This window comes from Vibrio sp. MEBiC08052 (genome assembly GCF_001506075.1).
In the GTDB taxonomy this organism is placed as follows: Bacteria; Pseudomonadota; Gammaproteobacteria; order Enterobacterales; family Vibrionaceae; genus Vibrio.
Genome location: NZ_KQ947475.1, coordinates 2805143 through 2822588, shown reverse-complemented (window position 1 = coordinate 2822588; position 17446 = coordinate 2805143). Strand labels below are relative to the sequence as shown.

Annotated in this window: 13 protein-coding genes; 2 read left to right on the top strand and 11 right to left on the bottom strand. The window is 47.3% G+C overall.

What is annotated here, in order from left to right; all coding sequences use genetic code 11:
• Positions 1–29 precede the first annotated feature (29 nt).
• The 4 genes from VRK_RS12310 to VRK_RS12295 all read right to left on the bottom strand — a co-directional run bounded on the left by VRK_RS12310 (position 30) and on the right by VRK_RS12295 (position 3417).
• A complete protein-coding gene (locus VRK_RS12310) occupies positions 30–1001 on the bottom strand; it encodes a hypothetical protein (RefSeq protein ID WP_059121636.1) in 972 nt (323 codons plus the stop codon).
• 14 nt (positions 1002–1015) lie between these two features.
• A complete protein-coding gene (locus tag VRK_RS21440; protein WP_231735767.1) occupies positions 1016–2539 on the bottom strand; it encodes a hypothetical protein in 1524 nt (507 codons plus the stop codon).
• 56 nt (positions 2540–2595) lie between these two features.
• Positions 2596–2895 carry a hypothetical protein gene (locus VRK_RS12300; protein ID WP_059121635.1) on the bottom strand — a complete coding sequence of 100 codons (300 nt, stop codon included), beginning with the start codon at positions 2893–2895 and terminating at the stop codon, positions 2596–2598.
• A gap of 87 nt (positions 2896–2982) precedes the next feature.
• Entirely contained in the window at positions 2983–3417 is a 435-nt protein-coding gene (locus VRK_RS12295; protein ID WP_059121634.1) for a hypothetical protein, read from the bottom strand.
• A gap of 151 nt (positions 3418–3568) precedes the next feature.
• Between VRK_RS12295 and VRK_RS12290 the strand changes: the two genes are divergently transcribed.
• On the top strand, positions 3569–3949 hold the full coding sequence (locus tag VRK_RS12290; protein ID WP_059121633.1) for a hypothetical protein: 381 nt from the start codon (positions 3569–3571) through the stop codon (positions 3947–3949).
• A gap of 424 nt (positions 3950–4373) precedes the next feature.
• Here the strand turns inward: VRK_RS12290 and VRK_RS12285 are convergent, their stop codons facing one another.
• The 7 genes from VRK_RS12285 to VRK_RS12255 all read right to left on the bottom strand — a co-directional run bounded on the left by VRK_RS12285 (position 4374) and on the right by VRK_RS12255 (position 16597).
• Positions 4374–5498, bottom strand: a complete 1125-nt coding sequence (locus VRK_RS12285; protein ID WP_059121632.1) for an alpha/beta hydrolase family protein — start codon at positions 5496–5498, stop codon at positions 4374–4376.
• Between the two features lie 11 nt (positions 5499–5509).
• Complete coding sequence (locus tag VRK_RS12280) at positions 5510–8626, bottom strand: beta-ketoacyl synthase N-terminal-like domain-containing protein (protein WP_059121631.1); 3117 nt, start codon at positions 8624–8626, stop codon at positions 5510–5512.
• Between the two features lies 1 nt (position 8627).
• Positions 8628–11855, bottom strand: coding sequence for a non-ribosomal peptide synthetase (locus VRK_RS12275; protein WP_059121630.1), 3228 nt, complete (start codon positions 11853–11855; stop codon positions 8628–8630).
• A gap of 633 nt (positions 11856–12488) precedes the next feature.
• On the bottom strand, positions 12489–13535 hold the full coding sequence (locus VRK_RS12270; protein ID WP_059121629.1) for a hypothetical protein: 1047 nt from the start codon (positions 13533–13535) through the stop codon (positions 12489–12491).
• A 58-nt stretch (positions 13536–13593) separates the two neighbouring features.
• The gene (locus tag VRK_RS12265; protein WP_059121628.1) at positions 13594–14358 is read right to left on the bottom strand and encodes a lamin tail domain-containing protein; all 765 of its coding nucleotides are present in this window, start codon (positions 14356–14358) and stop codon (positions 13594–13596) included.
• A gap of 130 nt (positions 14359–14488) precedes the next feature.
• Complete coding sequence (locus tag VRK_RS12260) at positions 14489–15394, bottom strand: N-acetylmuramidase family protein (RefSeq protein ID WP_059121627.1); 906 nt, start codon at positions 15392–15394, stop codon at positions 14489–14491.
• A 99-nt stretch (positions 15395–15493) separates the two neighbouring features.
• Positions 15494–16597, bottom strand: coding sequence for a hypothetical protein (locus VRK_RS12255; protein ID WP_059121626.1), 1104 nt, complete (start codon positions 16595–16597; stop codon positions 15494–15496).
• Positions 16598–16827: 230 nt separating this feature from the next.
• Between VRK_RS12255 and VRK_RS12250 the strand changes: the two genes are divergently transcribed.
• Positions 16828–17445: a DUF2589 domain-containing protein gene (locus VRK_RS12250; RefSeq protein ID WP_059121625.1), complete on the top strand. Its 618-nt coding sequence runs from the start codon at positions 16828–16830 to the stop codon at positions 17443–17445.
• Position 17446 lies beyond the last annotated feature (1 nt).

Genomic DNA, 17446 nt, shown 5'->3' with positions numbered 1-17446 from the left:
TGACGTGAAATATAAAAACCGCCAATGACTCATTCATTCCAAAACCACGTCACCGCCTTATCCAGTGCCGGCGGATTGAGGACATCATACAAAACAGAACACTTGTCGGTTGCCAGAGTATGGGGATCCCGATAAACAATGCCGAGCTCTAAACATTGTGCCTGAAGAATCGGGGGCAGTTGTTTCAGTTGCATCATCACTTGTTTGAGCGCGATTTGCGCGCGTTCTGGCTGCGGGTGATTGAGGAACTCTGACACGATCCGATACATTGGATTGCGCTGCTGTCTGGCCTCGATACCGGTGGCAAACGCCTTGCCCCATTGCAGCCGGGTGCCGTATCGGTAGCAGCGGACTGAATGCATGATCAGCCAATAGATTTCTCGTTCAGCCTCAGGCGCAGGCCAGCGGTAATGACGAAGGCAGGCAAATAGCGCGACGGCAAATTTACGCTGCGCATCGGGATCCGAGTGGACCAATGCCCGCATGATGGCATCATTGATGCGATTGAAAATTCGTTCCTCATCCGCGGGAGACGCTGGGACTGGGACACGTTGAAACGAGGGTGCGGTTGAGTGCGTGGTTGTGCGCGGTTGTCTGCCTGTAGCAAACTTCTGCTGTTTGAGCCAACGTTCATTCAGACGACCGCCACCGAGCCAATCGACGTGGTTGAGCGGATTAATCGGCCAGCGCTGCGGAGATTGCCGTAAGTGCTGATCCTGCGGAGTAAATGCTTGATGTGCCTGTCCTTGGTGAGTCTGTAACTGATGAGACTGTAGCGAGGACGAGACCGAATCGCTTGCTTGCTGCGTCAGGGTTGTATCGTTGACTGGCCGTTTCTCAGGTGCTGAATCATTTGATGGCGTGGTCGTCGGATATCCCAGCAGCTTCGGATTGGCTGTGAGATAAGCGAGTTGGTAGGCCAGTTGTTGGGCGAGTGCCGGTTCAGCCTTTGCCATTAATGCGGCACTCAAGGCCGCATAATACAGTCGTTCTGCTTTCATACCACCTCCAGAACTTATTCTGTCTGCGGCGCCTTCAGCGCTTTGACTGAACTGTTGTATTGCGGCAGTGCTTCGACAAATCGATTGATGACTTGCTCGGCAACAGCGGCTTCGACGGGCGGCTCACCGATGTATGTATCGACTTCAGTGCGAATATGTCCACCGCTCAGGGCATCTTTTTCTTGTTGAACCACAATGGCATGAATTGACTGACAAAAAGCAAAAGCGTCGGTTTTGCAATAAATTCGATGCTGGCTGCTGGTATTACCGCCATTCTGATAACGCGGTGCGGCATAAGAAACCATGTAAGGTTGTGTGGTGGGATCATTGCCGATCAATTCTTCGCAGGAAAAAAGCACAAAGTCGGTCGAGCGGTATTGTTCCATCATGTGATTACAGATGGGCAAATCGGCTTCAATGGCTAAGTTATAGTCACAGAAGAAAATATCGACACCGGGAATTAAGTTGCGGATCATCGTGTCGAAGGCGTTTTGAACCCCGTCCGGCAAACCGTCTTGCTCTGGCAGCTGCTGATAACTTGCCGATTTGACGGAGTAGGCTTTTCTCCAGCGCGCCAGCATACCGTCACCGGTTGCTCTGTCGCGGTTTTTATAGGCAACTTTGTAGCCGTTGTCGAATAAGTCCTCAACGTCCGGCTGATCAGTGAGGAAAGCAAAGTGACGGCCATCAGAGGCTTCACATAAGCGAAATAGCAATTGTCTCATTCTCTTTCTCCAAGTTGAGTCATGACAAGGTGATCCTAAAGATTCAGGCGGGGATAAACTTGGCTGAATGAATGAGTAATGACTGTTTTCTGATGAAGTTGTGGGTGTTGATGACGTTCGGGCTGTCGTTGGTAATGATGCCGGATTGAAAACCGCTGATGCCTGCAACACATGACGGATGCCGGTCAGTTGGCGTAGATGCGGGATGAGCCAAGCATGTTCGATAAAAGGATGATGCGCTTCATCGTCATCCTCATGATCATCGTTTGAATGATTCTCTGCCTCGGATGACGGAGAGATACGAGGGGCTCTCGGGCGCTCGATCAAGTGAGGAACGAGCGGCGGGGCGATGGGGACGGTATTCGCAGGTAAACGCGATATTTTGGGTGATGAATGAGTCGGCTCCGTGGATGAATGCGTCACGAATACTTCTGTCGGCATATCATTCAAATAGTGGGGTAAATTCTGTAAAAAGTTCTGATAGGGATTACATTGTTCGGGAAATGAGGCAATCGCACTCGACTCCGGATTGGATGATGCTGAGTGAGATACCTCCGCTTTTGCAAGATCATCCGGTGTGGCTTGCGCTTCGGGGGACGTAACAAGCGTTGCATCCGGCTCTGGCTGTTGTACCGTAGCGTTCGCTGGTCGCGCCATGGCTTCCGTCGCCAGCGGCGGCTGTGACACCATGTTTTGAGTGGCCGGGGTCTTTGCGAGTGAGCGCTGTTTCGACGCACGACTCGCGGTACGGCGGACGATGTGATAACCGGACGGAACCCAAATAATGCGTGTGATTCGAACGCGTTTCATCATCTTTCCTCCCGTACCTGTGCTGCCTGTTCGTACTTGTGAAGATTACTGTTTCGGGGTTATTTCAACTGGCTGGTAATAGCCTGAAATACCTGATTCACCACTTTTTGGACCTCGGCTTTGGCCATGATTTGCAGGGTTTCCATCTCTGCGGTCAGGAGTGCTTTTTCACGTTCGATTTCGATTTGAAACTCTTCTTGCGTCAGGTCACCATTGTGCAGTGCGGTCTCTAGTGCCTCAAACTCTTCCTGCTTTTGGGCCAGGCTCGTCTTGAGTGCGTTTTCGATAGTCGATTGTAAGGGGGACTGCCTGAATTGCGCTGTAATCTGATCGATGACGGTATCTATAGAAAAGGGCATAGCGACTCCTTTGTTTGTGGTACATGATGGTTAGCAATCAATGAACGTTAGTGGTCAATGACAGTTAGTGATGAGTATGCGTGAGTCTCAGGGATGTGCAGCTTTTTTCGCTAACTCACCCTGTGCGATGGTGTTGATCAACTGCTGATACTGCGCGCGGTGACGTTTGAGCAGAAAATCAGAGAGATGACCGCTTTTCTGGTGTTGCCGCATGTCCTGTTGCCAGAGTTTGGCCAGAATTTGCGCTTGTTTGTAGGTTTCTTCATTCATTTGCCGCCACTCCTGAAGCCGGACGAATCCCCGAATCGTGACATCAATATCTAAATATTGAGGCTGAAATTGCTGATACTGACGCTGCGTTGCCGGCAGAGCCGACATCTGCAGATACAGCCGGTCGATTTGGTTATTAATTTGTTGAAGTTGATTCAGGGTTTGCGGATCAAATTCAGCAACGAGTTGAACTGAGCATCCCGATAGCAAGAGGAGCAGCGTGAAAAGCCAACGTGAAGGTATTTTGAACATAGGATCTTTCCTGATAAACAATGTGGTTTGATTATGTTATTTCTGCGCCGAAATACCCGGTGAAATGAGTGAATATATCCGTTGTTTCACCGATAGTTTGCGGGGAGGAAAAGCTAAAATGAATCGTAGGCTGTGTTGAAGAGAGTCTTCTATGACCGATACGAGTAAGCTTTTGCAGCAGGTAGAAAAAGCGTTCAAACCGAAGCCACCGAAACAGCAGCAGAAATTAAATCCGGAGCAGTTGGCGCAGATGGCGAAGGTTAAGTCGTCCATTCATTTGTTCCGACTGAAACTGGCGACTCTTGATCGGGTGAAAGATGAGTCGGATAAATTGATTCAGGAGTTGATCAAAACCTTTATTCAACAGATCCCGAAACAAATTGAACAGGCGACATCCGGACTCGCACAGAATGTCGATGTCCATGCTTCAGCGCAGCATGATTTATCGCCAGATCCCGTTGGTGAGCAGGCTGTAGAGCAAAGTTACAAAAGTGATCGAGAGCCCCATGATACTGAGCATTCTGACGGCTGACTCCGGATAATAGTTCTGCAAATTGGGGAACAGAAAAGAGACATAACAAATAGCCGGAATACCCAGATAGAAACTGCCGAGATAAGGTGAGAAGGGGTGGTGATAAAAATAAGTGAGGATGAAGGCATACAACACATAGTAAGCCGTAAAGCCCCAGTGTGATATCTCAAATGACTTCCAGCGGAAAAGTACAATCATCAGCGGTAAAAATACCCATATCATGATCAACACGCCCTAAAGGAAAATAGATGAATTTTACTCAGGATTTAAATTAGAGTTTTATGCAATTGAATGCTTAAAATATAGCACAATTTGATCGTAGTGATGATAAGATTTGTCAGCCTATGTGGCACTGTGCAATTGCATATCAGCGATGTCTGAAAATGAGCCTTGCGAATGCAAGGCTCATGCTGTTTTCCGGCGGTTATCCAGTTACCAAATCGGCCTGTTTGGTCTGTGTTGGTGCGTTGGCTTCTTGGCGATTGAGTAATCGCTCGGCCAGCCAGTCGGCAGCCAAGGCGCAAGCCTCTGCATTGGCATTATGCGCGTTGTGTTCCGCACCTTTAAAGTATACTTGCTGCTTATCGCTGGTGGTTGCCTCTTCATAAATGCGCTTGACGTTCGACGACGGAATTAAAAAGTCCGGACGGTTGTGAATAATCAAGAGCGGGCAGTCAACCTTGGTCGATAGCGTATCCATCGAGAAACGTTCGACAAATGGATAGATATCGTCGATTGCCACTTTACCGCGATAGGCAAATACAGCTTCAAACTGAGGGTGTTCTTTGACACTGCTCGTCAGCTCGTAGCCGCCGCCCATACAGACAATCGCTTTGATCTTATCCCGATATGCCGCTGCGGTTCTGGCCACCAGTAATCCGCCCATACATAAACCATATAAAGCAATATCGTTGCCCACATCAGCCCGGTCAATCAGGTAGTCAATCATCACCTCATGTGCCAGTTCTGATTCCGGTTCAACACCGATGCCATAATGATAGAATGTTTCTCCCTGCCCCGGACCGTCGATATTCAAGACCGCGATTCCCCGTTCAAGAAAATGGGTAATCACATAATGAACTTCTTCTTTAAAGCCGGTAATACCACCGGTCGCAATCACGACCGGGACATCATCACTGCAATTTAAAGGTTTCATCAGCCAGCCGACCAGTTTCCCTTGTTGGTAGGGGATTTCGGTTCTTTCTGCGCTAAAGCGAGTATCGAGTGACAGGGCGCGGGAAAAAATTTCCAACTCTTTTTGATATAACTCCGCCTTTTCGTCATCAAACTCCAGAATCCCGTAATGGGAGATCCGGTATAAAGCCGCTGCTTTATACGAGAGTTGACAGGCGCTGAGCTGATGTCCGGCGGCCAATTTTTCGCGGGCGACTTCATCGAGATGATTTGCCAGTGAGCGGCAGACTTCGACGCAGTCTTCGCCTTTGCGATTGACGCGGTAGTCAATTTTTTGGTAGTCAGAAAAATCAATCCCCCGGGCGTTTAATCTGGCCGGTGTTTGTCCTTTTGGTAATGGGCGTGGTTGAGTCATTATAATTTCTCCTAGGCTGCGACGGTTACGGTGAGCAATTCATGCAGGATGTCGGCAATGACATCGACGTTTTCTTTGTCCAGCATGGTGTAATGGGTTCCGGGAACCACGAACTCTTTGATCATGGATTGAGCAAAACATTGCCACTGGGCGATTTCGGTACCTTCAACCAGCGAGATGTTCAGCACATCGAGTATCTCTTGGGGTTGGAACACTTCCGCTTTGAAGAAGATTAAATCTGCTTTCAGTTTTTCGGATGGCATATGCGTTCTTAAGGTATTGTGATTGCTGCGCCATAGTTCGTAGTACAGTTTGAATTCTTCGGTACTGAATCCCCAAGGTACCCAGCCTTTCTGTTTGAGGTAATCGACCACGTCTTCAAGCGTGTCACTTTTCATATCATTGAGCGGTTCTTTGGTGTTAAAGAACATGCCACAGATGACAGGGAACGAATCCAAAAACTGCTGTTCGCTGAATACCGTATTTGAGAAGTATGCTTGCGGCGGGTGGCTGTCAAACATGATCACTTGCTCGATGGTTCTGCCCGTTTGTTCAAACTGAAGTGCCATTTCCAGCGCGGCATTGCCTCCGAATGAGTGACCGGCAAGGATCAGATTGCCGCCGGGGTAAAGTGCGGTGATTTTTTCGTTATAGTGGCGAGCTAAATCACACATGGACACGATGTCATTGCCTTCATCGCGGAAGGGGTACTGAATCCCATAAACTGGGTGACCTTCCGGCAGCCGACGTGCCAATTCTTTACAGCCCATCACGGTGCCGCCTGCCGGGTGAATCAGGAAGACCGGGGCGAGATCTCCTTGGTCATTGAAGCAGACAATGTGCTCATCAAAGGTAGAGTGTTCACCGGTATGTTTGAGGTTATAAATCACCTCAGAGAGTTTATTCACGGTATTGTTTTCAATGAATGTCTTGTTCGACAACGAGATTTCATAGAAGTCTTCCAGCTCAACATTCATCTGTAACGCGGTAAATGAGTCACCGCATAACTCATAAATGTCGGTGGTTGCTGCGCAAGGGATCGCTTCGCCCAAGTCATCGAACCAGAGTTGCCGGATTTTATCTTGGATACTTTCCACTGTGATGGCTGAGTCGTCAGAGGCTGGCTGCTCCGTATCCGGTTGGTCGGTGAGCGCGTTGCGACCATAAGTCGGTTCAATTTCAAACACGGTCTGATCAAACGCATAACCCGGCAGTGATACTTTCCGGACTGACTGAGTTGCATAAAGTTTTTCCCAACGGATGGTCAGCCCCTGTTGCCACAACCAGCAGAGCATATTGAACACACCGTTGTTGCTCAGGTAGGAAATTTCGCAGTCGGTCTCCGCCACTTTTTTGCTTTCTGCGTTGTAGGCATGAATCATTACTTTATCGATCAGTTCATTGGTGTAGATCATTTCAACTTCTAATGGCTCAACAACCATTTGTTCGCATAATTCCGCCAGAAAACGGTGTTTTTCCGACAGTTCAGCGAAGCTAAAATAATCGGCACTGTTAATGAAAGTTTCCGATAAGGTCAACTCCTGAGTTTGGTAAATTTTAATCCGACAAATTCCGGTAGGTTGATGAACGGTACTTTCGGTGAGTGCGGCGAGGTTATGGCGTACCTCTGCAATGTTTGCGGCTTCAATCCAATAGCGATGAGGGAAGTGATGTCTTCCGGCTGCCAGCGTATAGGCAACATCTGCCAAATCTTGATCGGTGTAATACTGAGCCGCCGCTACGATTTGCTGACTGTTACGAATCAAATCTTGTCCTGTCCGGCCGGACAGTAAGATGTGTTGTGGTTTGGTTGATACATGTTGCGAAGGTTGCTGATAGATATCACCCGACTCCACAATCATATGTGCATTGGTGCCACCTAGTCCGAAAGAGCTGACTGCCGCATAGCGTATGGCTGCGTCATCATGCCAGTCGGCCAGTTGCGTGTTGATTTCCAACGGACTGTTGTCGAGTTCAAGCAGTGGATTCGGTTGATTAAAGTGAATCTGAGGCAGCAAGATATGATGTTTCATCATCAGGGCGACTTTGATCAATCCGGTAATCCCTGAAGCCGTATCGGTATGACCGATATTGGCTTTGACGGAGCCCAGTTTGACTTTCTGGCCTTGATGGCCGGTATAAACGTCTCTGAGAGCATTGATTTCAATCGGGTCACCCAGTTTGGTGCCGGTGCCATGGGTCTCCACATAACTGATCTGACTGGCATCGAGGCCGGATAGACTCAGCGCATCTTCAATCACTCGGGACTGTCCGGAAATGCTGGGGGAGGTGAAGCCCATTTTATCCTGACCATCGTTATTGATTGCTGATCCTTTGATCACACAGTAGATCTGGTCGCGGTCGCGTAATGCGTCTTCAAGTAATTTCAGAACAACAATCCCACAGCCATCACTGACGACGGTACCGCAGGCGTCTTGATCAAACGGACGGCAGTGACCGTCAGGCGACAAGATGCCGCCATCGAGATATTTATAACCGGCTTTGACGGGGAATCGAATGGTAATGCCTCCCGCCATGGCGATATCACACTCACCGTTGAGCAGACTCTGGCAGGCCATATGGACAGCCACCAGTGAGGTTGAGCATCCGGTTTGAACGGTCATGGCCGGACCACGAAGGTTCAGTGCGTGTGAGACCCGCGTGCAGAGAAAATCTTTTTCATTGCCGAGGACGACTGGGTATTGATTGATTTCATGGCGATAATCTGAATTAAAAATATGGTGAGACAGATACGTATTTGAACTGCTGCCGCCATACAGTGCAATGTCACCCTGATAGGTGAATGGGTCACACCCTGCATCTTCCAATGCGTGCCACGCGGTTTGTAAAAAGATCCGCTGTTGTGGGTCAGTTAATAGCGCGTCCCGGTTCGAGATATTAAAAAACTTATTATCAAATGCGGTTGCGTTATTGATGATACCAGCCCGTTTGACGTAGTTTGCGTCCTGACTGTACCAAGGGTCACTTTCTTGCAACTCTTCATCGGTGAATGTGGTTAAACACTCTTTGCCGTGTTTGAGATTATCAAAAAAGTCTTGAATATTATCAGCCTGTGGGTATTTGCCCGCAATCCCGATGATTGCTACCTCTATGCCATTCTTTTCCATCTTATGCACCATTTAATTGGGGTTGACGTTGTCTTCTGGTTTTTAATTGATTGATTCTTTTCTGCGCTCTTGCCGTTTTTTGCGAATCGGTCTTTTTGTCGGGCGCAGTTGTGGTTTTATCTGATAAAAATCGAGATAAGCTGCGGATATTCCTGTATTTAAATAAGTCAGTGACCAATAGCTGACTGGGGTAGTGTTGGTTCAGTTGCTGATAAACTTTCAAGATAGAGCTGGAGTTCCCTCCCATGGTGAAGAAGTCGCTTTCCAGATCGATTTCATCGAGGCCGAGAATTTTCTGCCAAATCGACAAAATGGTGACTTCGGTTTCTGACTCAGCGATCTTATTTCGGACGGTCGGTAATAATTGGGTTGATATGTCATGCAACCGCTTCATATCGACTTTGTTATTGACGGTCAGTGGAATTTCATCGGTGAGATAAAATTGTTGCGGAATCATATATTCCGGTAGATCAGCTGCGATCTCCTGAATAATCTGTTCGTAGCTAACCGGTGCGTTCACCAATAAGTAAGCGATGAGAATGGTGTCATTGTCGGTTTTTTGGGTGGTCACAAATGCGTGAGAAACCGCCTCAATTCGCGATAGTTTGGCCTGAATGTCACCAAGCTCAATCCGGAATCCACGTATTTTGACCTGATGGTCGATGCGACCGAGATAGTCAATTTCTTGATCACTGATAAAGCGGGCCAGATCTCCGGAGCGATACAAACGCAGCGTTCCCCCACCCAGTGTTTTTTCGATGAATTTTTCTGCCGTGAGTTCGGGACGGTTGAAATACCCTTTGGCTAATCCTTCACCTGCGACATACATTTCTCCCGGCCAGCCAATCGGTAACGGGTGGCCGAATGTATCCATCACGACGACACCCAAATCATTCAGGGGCATTCCGATCAGGCTCCCCCGGTCTTCAAGGCAGTCTTGTTGGGTTAACTGACGATAGGTGACATGAACTGTTGTTTCCGTAATACCGTACATGTTGATCAGTCTGACGCGTTCTCCGTAGGTGTTATACCACGGTAATAAGCTCGCCAGATTGAGGGCTTCGCCACCGAACACGACCACCCGTAGCTGATGCAGTGAGAGTTGATTGCGAATACAACTTTCACTGAAGCGGGAAAAGGCGGTCGGTGTCTGATTGAGGACGGTCACTTGTTCTTGTTCGACCAGCTGCGAGAACTCTTCAGGGCTGCGCGAGATCAGATAAGGCACAATCACGAGACGACCACCGTAGAGCAGAGCACCAAAGATCTCCCAAACCGAGAAATCAAAAGCAAATGAGTGGTAAAGCGTCCAGACATCCGCGTCAGAAAAATGGAAGCTATCGTCGCTGGTGGTAAACAGGCGGACGACATTGCGGTGGCAAATCTGGACACCTTTGGGTTTACCTGTCGAACCGGAGGTATAAATGATATAGGCCAGATCTTCACCGTCCGGTAAGTATGACATCAGTGAGCCGGTCGGTGTTTGCTGTGCCAGAGCATCGAGATCGGGTACGATGACCCGTTCCAGCAATGGCTCAAATCTTGCGGTAAGGCTCTCTTCCACCAAGCCGTTGACGGCCTGAATATCGGATAAAATATCACCAACGCGACTATCGGGATACGCGGGGTTAATCGGCACATAACAGGCACCGCATTTCAGTACGGCAAGGAGCGCGACAATCATGTCGGGTCCGGGATTGAAGCACAGCGGGATTTTGTCACCACGCTTCACGCCATATCCGATCAACTGGTGGGCCAAATTGTCGGCCAGACGGAATAATGATTGATAGGTGAGTTGGGTGTCGTTGTAGCGAATCGCCAGATGATTTGGATACTTTGCCGCGGTTTCATTCAGCCAGTCAACCAGTGTGCGATTGGTGGTGCCGGGTTGGGTTGTCAACGGGCGTTGTGCTTTGTTCGTGGTGAAACTAAATTCGGAGAGTGCGCGTTCCGGTTGTTGCAGACAGACGTCGGAAAAATGGACAAAGTTCGCCAAAATACCTTCAGCGGTTGCATGACTGATTACGTTATCTTTATGGAGGAGAAAAACGTCAAATCCGTCAGTGGTTTCTTCCGCCACCATCAGTAAATCAAACTGGCAATCAATTTGATCGATGTTGAAGGGCTCAAGTGTCGTCTGATCGACGGTGATGGATTGCCCTTGAGAACCGTAAAGTAAAGAGGACAGACTGCCCTGATAAGGTTGCGAGAGCGTTTGGAAATTGAAGCACACATTAAACAGCGGGTTGGCGCTGATTGATCGCTCCGGTGCGCAGGCTTCAACGATCCGCTTCAAGGGAAGCCGGCTATGACGCAGTGCGTTCAAAATGATCTCATTACCAGTTAAGAGCGTGTCGTTGACAGTCTGTTCCGGAGAAAAATCGTATGGGATTGGCAGTACATTCACTGCGTAACCCAAACCGACGTCCGGATAATTTTTCCGCATACTGACGGATAAACCCATGCAAAACTCGGCTTGCCCGCTCAAACGATATAACGTCATGGCAAATATCTGACTGAGCAACCGTGCAGGGCTGATACTGGCGTGGTCGCAGTATTGCCTAATATTCGAATATAGCTTGCCTTTGATTCGGGTCTTACAAATACTGCCATTAAATTCATTTTGAGGTGGTGTATTCGGTAATAATTCAAGTGTGGTCTTTTTCTGTTTTAATTGTTCCGACCAAAAATGAATATCATCCCGATATTCCTGACTATCAATATATTCGGATTGTAATTCGCTGAGAGCCCGTGTCGGGAATGAAGGCTGAGAGTTGCTTTCAAATAGCTGCTTAATGATAGTTTCAATAAGATGAAAGTCAGAAATAATATGATGTACTCTAATGACAATGAGATGTTTTTCTGTATTTTGGTTGAGGTGAATTTTGATTAAACAGTGATCTGATTTTAAGTCAAATTTTTCTAATAATACATTATGAATGAATTCGTCTTCATTCATTTCTTGATGATATTTGATGATGTCATCAATATTAAAATATGGGGAAATATATTTTAATAATTCAGTATCACTGGGTCTAAAATGACTTCTTAATTCATCATTCTGATTGATGATATCAATCAATTTTTGACACAAGTCTTTTATATTTGTTTGTTTTTCAAGTTTAAATGCGACCCTGAGTTCATTCTCCCGACTGGTTGAATTAAACCCATCCACAAACCACATGGCTTCTTGGGCGCACGAAACGACGTAGCCTTCGGTACTATTCATACTGACGAATTCCTGTAAATCTAATTGTTTTATATATTCAATTGCAATAATTTATCAATGATATTTTTATATACAAATGTATTTATCAATTTGATATGAACGACTATTACAATTGGGTATGGCTTATTTTTACACTAACTCTCGTGAATTTAATTTATTTAATTAAAATTAACTATACGAAGACATATTAATACGTATATATATTAATAATACGTACCTACATATGGGTATTAATAATATAAAAAAATAATATAAATATGTCGTATTCGATTCATAAAGGTGTACATATCTTCATCATTGGATGAACACCAAAATAAGGATGAAGGTAGTTGTTAAATGAGTAATATGTTAATGCACCTAGTTTCATTTCAATCAGTTTGATAAACTATACATTTCTATTTAGAAGTCAAGAAATATTTTGTTACATTTAGGCGAGTCTAAGTCTAGACGGGCCTTTATCATTTGCAAATTTATCGCTATATCTCGATAGATAATCTGATTCTGTCATTTAAATTGGTTTTTAATGTGGAATTTAGTCCATATGATGTTTTTATGAGGTGTTTTATTCTGTTACATGATTAAAGGGGAACATCATTGTTTTATCGCATCAGAAAAATAGGCAGATGATGCAGACTAAGGCGGGGTTGAATCTTTGGTTTCCGGTGTTTTCTTACGAATATTGTCGATGATCATATCGAGAGCACTGAAGAGCACTTCAATGCTGTAGCCGGCAATAAAGGCCAGAGCCATTGGCGAAAGCGTCATGGTGCCCATTTCTGGTTTGAGCAGCCAACCGGTGATCATCCCGGCCAGACAGCCGAGAGTCAGTCGCAGACGATAGCCGATTTCACGACTCGCGGTATAGGTCAGGGTTCTGATTTGTTGTAACAGGCTACGCAGGACAAAAATAAAGGCACCCAACAAACCGTACATTAAGGGCAGGATATAGTTTTGTAACATTTGGAGTACGGACTGGGCTGCAATCAAATGGGTGGCAAAGTGGATGGTCCGTTCTTCCTGACCGGGCGGGATCTGCTGATCGGCCGGTGCCAGTTGAAAATCATTGCCGAGCATCCAGACTTGGTTCCAATATTGTAACAACTGATAACTGGCGCGGAGATGATTTTCGTAGAGCTCAGCTTTTTGAGGCGAAGAAGTCGCTGGTTGCTCTTGCGTGACCGGAGTTGATGACAGGGGCAAATGGGTATACTGCAACAGGGTTTGGGTTAGTCCGTAACCGAACAGGTAATAGATCTGGACGCTGAGTAGAATGATCAGAGTAAAGACGGTATAACGGCGATACCAGATAATGGTGCGATTGGCGCGAGGGGACTCGATTTGTCCGTTGACGGCATTGGGGACAACGGCTTTAATACTTTCGACGGTCACCGGCCAGACCTGACTGGCGAGTTTGTCATAGCAACTTAATAAGCGGCCTTCATCTTCTTCCCCCCAATTGCGGCTGTGCAGGTTGCTTTGCGCGTTGATAATGCCAGCTGCGATTTCCGGATCAACATTCAAGTTCCCCGAACGGGCAACATAATGTAACAGTCGAATGCCGTCGTTGATCAGCGTTTGTGTCTCGAGCAGGGCAGACGTTGGTACTGTTTTATCAGAACTCGATGGCGGTTCTGCAGCCGCGCTCCCGGGGGAGCGACGACTGAATGCGCGAATAACCATATTGATGATCACTCATCTGTGTCTGTAACGATGCTGCTGAATGATGGTTTTTGCATGATTAATACGCAAAAAAAGCTATCTCATATCCAAGATAATCGGACAGCACGCACATCCCTCCGCGATTGTTCCAGATCGCTTTCGGGCTATTGGCACTATATTCATTGGCAGCACTGGGGGGACGATTGGTATAAACCCGGACCGTCCCCGAGGGTTCAATAATCGCACCCGACGGGAAGGTAAAGCTGTGCGTATTGCTCTCTGAGGTAAGCTGCCACCCGGTGATATCAATACGATGCTCGGAGATGTTAGTTAATTCAACATATTCGTCACCCTCAGTTCTGAATTCATCGCCTTTATAGTGCACGTTAGATATCGGCACATGCATATGAGCCGCTTTCCCGTAAAGCCAGGTTGAGATGACTTCACCGCTCTGATTGAACAGCGTGGCTGTATCACCATTATTGTTCCAGATCGAGCGGTTTGAATTAAAACTATGTCGGGCACCGGGCCGGGTATAAACCGTGACAGACTCACCGCCCCGGAGCAGGGTGTCCTCGGGGAAAATATAGTCTTGATGAGGGCTTCCGGCATTGATCTGCCACTGACTGATATCGCAAATGACATGGCCCCGGTTGGTGATGGTGATGGACTCATCTCCATCGGGCTCCCCGAGAAAATCCAGCCCGGTGATCTGGAGATAAAACTTCACTTGTAAATCGTTCAGTGCTGCCCAGAAGGCGTCCATCTTCATTGCGTCCAAAGGGTAGGTTGACGCAATCTCTTGACTGAGCTGCTGTGTTTTCAAAATGATATCTGATGACACGGGTGTTCTCCTTTGTTGTTCGGTCCGTGATGGCAAGCGGGTCGCTTTTGCCGGAATATGGCGAATCTATCACCGATGGTTTATTCATATCGACTGATATGCGGTGATATCCAGATATTCAGAGAGAATATCACTGTGCTGCATTATTTCTTTGATGATGTTCATAAGCCTGTTGTAACTTTTCATCGTAGTGGTTTTCAGCATAACCCGGACCGTTGTAGTAACGGGCAAAGGTTGCCCAGTCGAGAGATTGAATAGCACTGAGCAGTTTCGAATTAGACTGAATAAAATGGACAAAGGCCATCAGATGATGGCGTTCTGCCAAAAACATATCCCGGACAAAACTTTCGACATCATCATAACCGGCACTTTGATGGTTGAACCCCATGATCTGATAGCGACCGTAAGACGCGGATTTCAAAGCGGCTTCCCGGTCCAGCGTCAGGGCTTGTTGCAATCGCTCATACTCTTTTTCGCCACCTGTATACAGTGAGCGATTCCATTTTTGAGAAGAAATATTCGGATGGGAGTCATCAAAGCGATGGTCACTGTATTTGGAGAACTGATGTGCTTCAAACAATAGGCAAGGTGCACCGGATGCAAAGAATCCACTGCCGGCGGATTCGACATCCGAGACGGCTTTGATCGCGGCTACCTCACATGAGAGGGTTGCGCCGGCATCCTGATAATCCTGTTCGCTGAGTCCTCTTTGGGGGGCTGATTCCGGTAGCGCCAGATCGGGGATATAAGCCGGAGTCGGCAGGAGTGCCTGTTTGAGTGCTTGTTCACTTTTACCGCCACAGTCGATACGGTTATCGGGGTGGCGATAGCCTAACAGGGTGGTCTGTAACAGCCCGATGGCCTGACAGGTCGGGGATTGATCGTGGGCATCAATAATTTGTCCGTCTTCGGCTAACGGCGTTGAAAGACCGATTTTACCGGCAATTCGATTCAGCGCTTTCTGGATATTCAACACATCTTCCGGGGTATTGTCTGCACCGTTGCCGACTGATGCCGTCAGTTCCAGCTCTTGCATGGTTCGCTCCTTGTATAATATGGATGAATACAAGGTCACAGTAATGGACAACACTGCTGAAATATTGGGGAAAGCGGGGAAGGATTCGGGGGAATCCGTTTAAAAATATCCAGCGGCTTTTTTCAGCTTATCGACCATCACTTTCTGGTTTTGATTATCGGCAAAAGCGATGGTGTTTGAGGCGTAAATATGTTCGCTGGTATCGAGCGTCAGTATTCTGGCAAGACCGGTACTGCCCCAAAACGTATTCACCAGCGTGCGATCATCATTGGGCAGATGATTTAATTCAGCGGAGCGATAATGGAGGACTTTGGTCGATGCCGGCGGCAGCTCCGCGTTATTCTGATAATCCTCCATCAATAAACGCACATCGACATAATTATTGTCACTGATTTGTACCCGCATTAAGGCCACAGGACGGAGTGACGTACTGACCCGGCCAACATTACCGGCTACAACGTCGAGGGTGAAATAACTATATTGGTGATATTTTTCGGCTTTTAATTTGTTGAGTTGGGCCTCGATACCCCGGATATTATCCCGTAGCTGTTCCAGCCGGTGATTATTTTGTTCGATGACTTCGCTGAGATCATCTCTCACATCGGACAGCAAAAACTTCAGCGCCGGCAGGTTAAACTGGGGCGTCTGTTTACCGGTAAATTTCAATTCGGCATAGTTGCGGGTGATGGTGAGCACTTGTTTTTCGTAGTAGTGGGCTTCTGAGTCGTCCATATAATTGCTGAGTGTCCACTGTTTCATCTCGCCGACCCTAAATTCACTGAGCTGGTGTTCGTGATCTTTCGGGTCTAGGTAGGCATTGATGGTCGCAATGTATTGTTCCAGCTTGGCGCGGGTTTCTGCAATATTTTTCAGATCCTGACGGGCTGCATCATACGCATTGATCAAGGTGGATACGGTGAATTCGGGGTAGTCGATTTTATCGCCCTTTTGTCCTTGAGGATTGTATTCATAGCGCAGGTGTTCAGGAATATAAGGTTCAAGCAACTTGAGTTCATCGGTGTCGAGTGTAGTTTTGAGATGATCCGATTCGATCCGTTGAATACCGGTGATTTCGAGTGTGACATCTGAGGTTTCGACAAAATAAATTTGCCAGACCGGGATCACCGATGCTGATGCGATACCTGCCAGTCCTAACAGGATCGGCCGACTCTTTGCTTTTAATTTTTCCAGTAATGGTTTCATTGGCACTTTCCCCTCAATCGCTTGATTGATCACATCGTATTAGCGATGTAAAGGCTTGGCGAAAATCGTTTTTTTGACGGTGAAATAACTCACGATCACTGAATCGCTCACCACTGAATTTGAGAGGGCAACCATGCATTGATTTGACCTGAAAGTCCCTGCATTAAGCCGATAACTTTTGGGAGCGGTCAACAATACTGAGTCCATGTGAACTAACGGAACTGAGATGCATGATCAACTTAGAAGAGTTTGTCCATTCGATTCATGTGGCGACGGCTTCAGCCGGAGAGGCGCTGATCCAAAAAAATCTCGATTTGCTGGAGCGTTTTTTTGAACCGGCGGATGAAGATGATGAAGACATCACACATATGGCAGATGTCGGTCGTTCCGATGCTAAAGTTGAGGGCAAAACACCGAAACGTACCGGCAAAAATCCACCTCCGTCAGATGACGTACCGAAGCGGTTTATGCATGGTGAATATGGGAGCGACATTCCGATTCTTAAACCGAAAATGGTGGCGATGCAGTATCCGACGGTGACTCGCAACGGGCCGAGTGTACAGACAGTTAACGTCCCGTTGATCACCCTGATCCCATTATCTCAGGTTGAACTGCAGGAAATGAGTTTCTCTACCGAATTGGAGCTCAGTGTTAATGGTGATGCGCTGCAAGTTTCATTTCCTAAACGAACCCTCAAAGCAAAAGAGATGGCAGAAGAAGGGGCCAATCAGGGCCATGGCGGTAAAGCGAAGCTGGAAGTAAAAATCGCGGCGATGGAGACCCCGGACGGGCTGAAATATATCGTTGATGGTTATGAAAGGGCGTTGCGGGCACAAGTTCCGGGTTAAT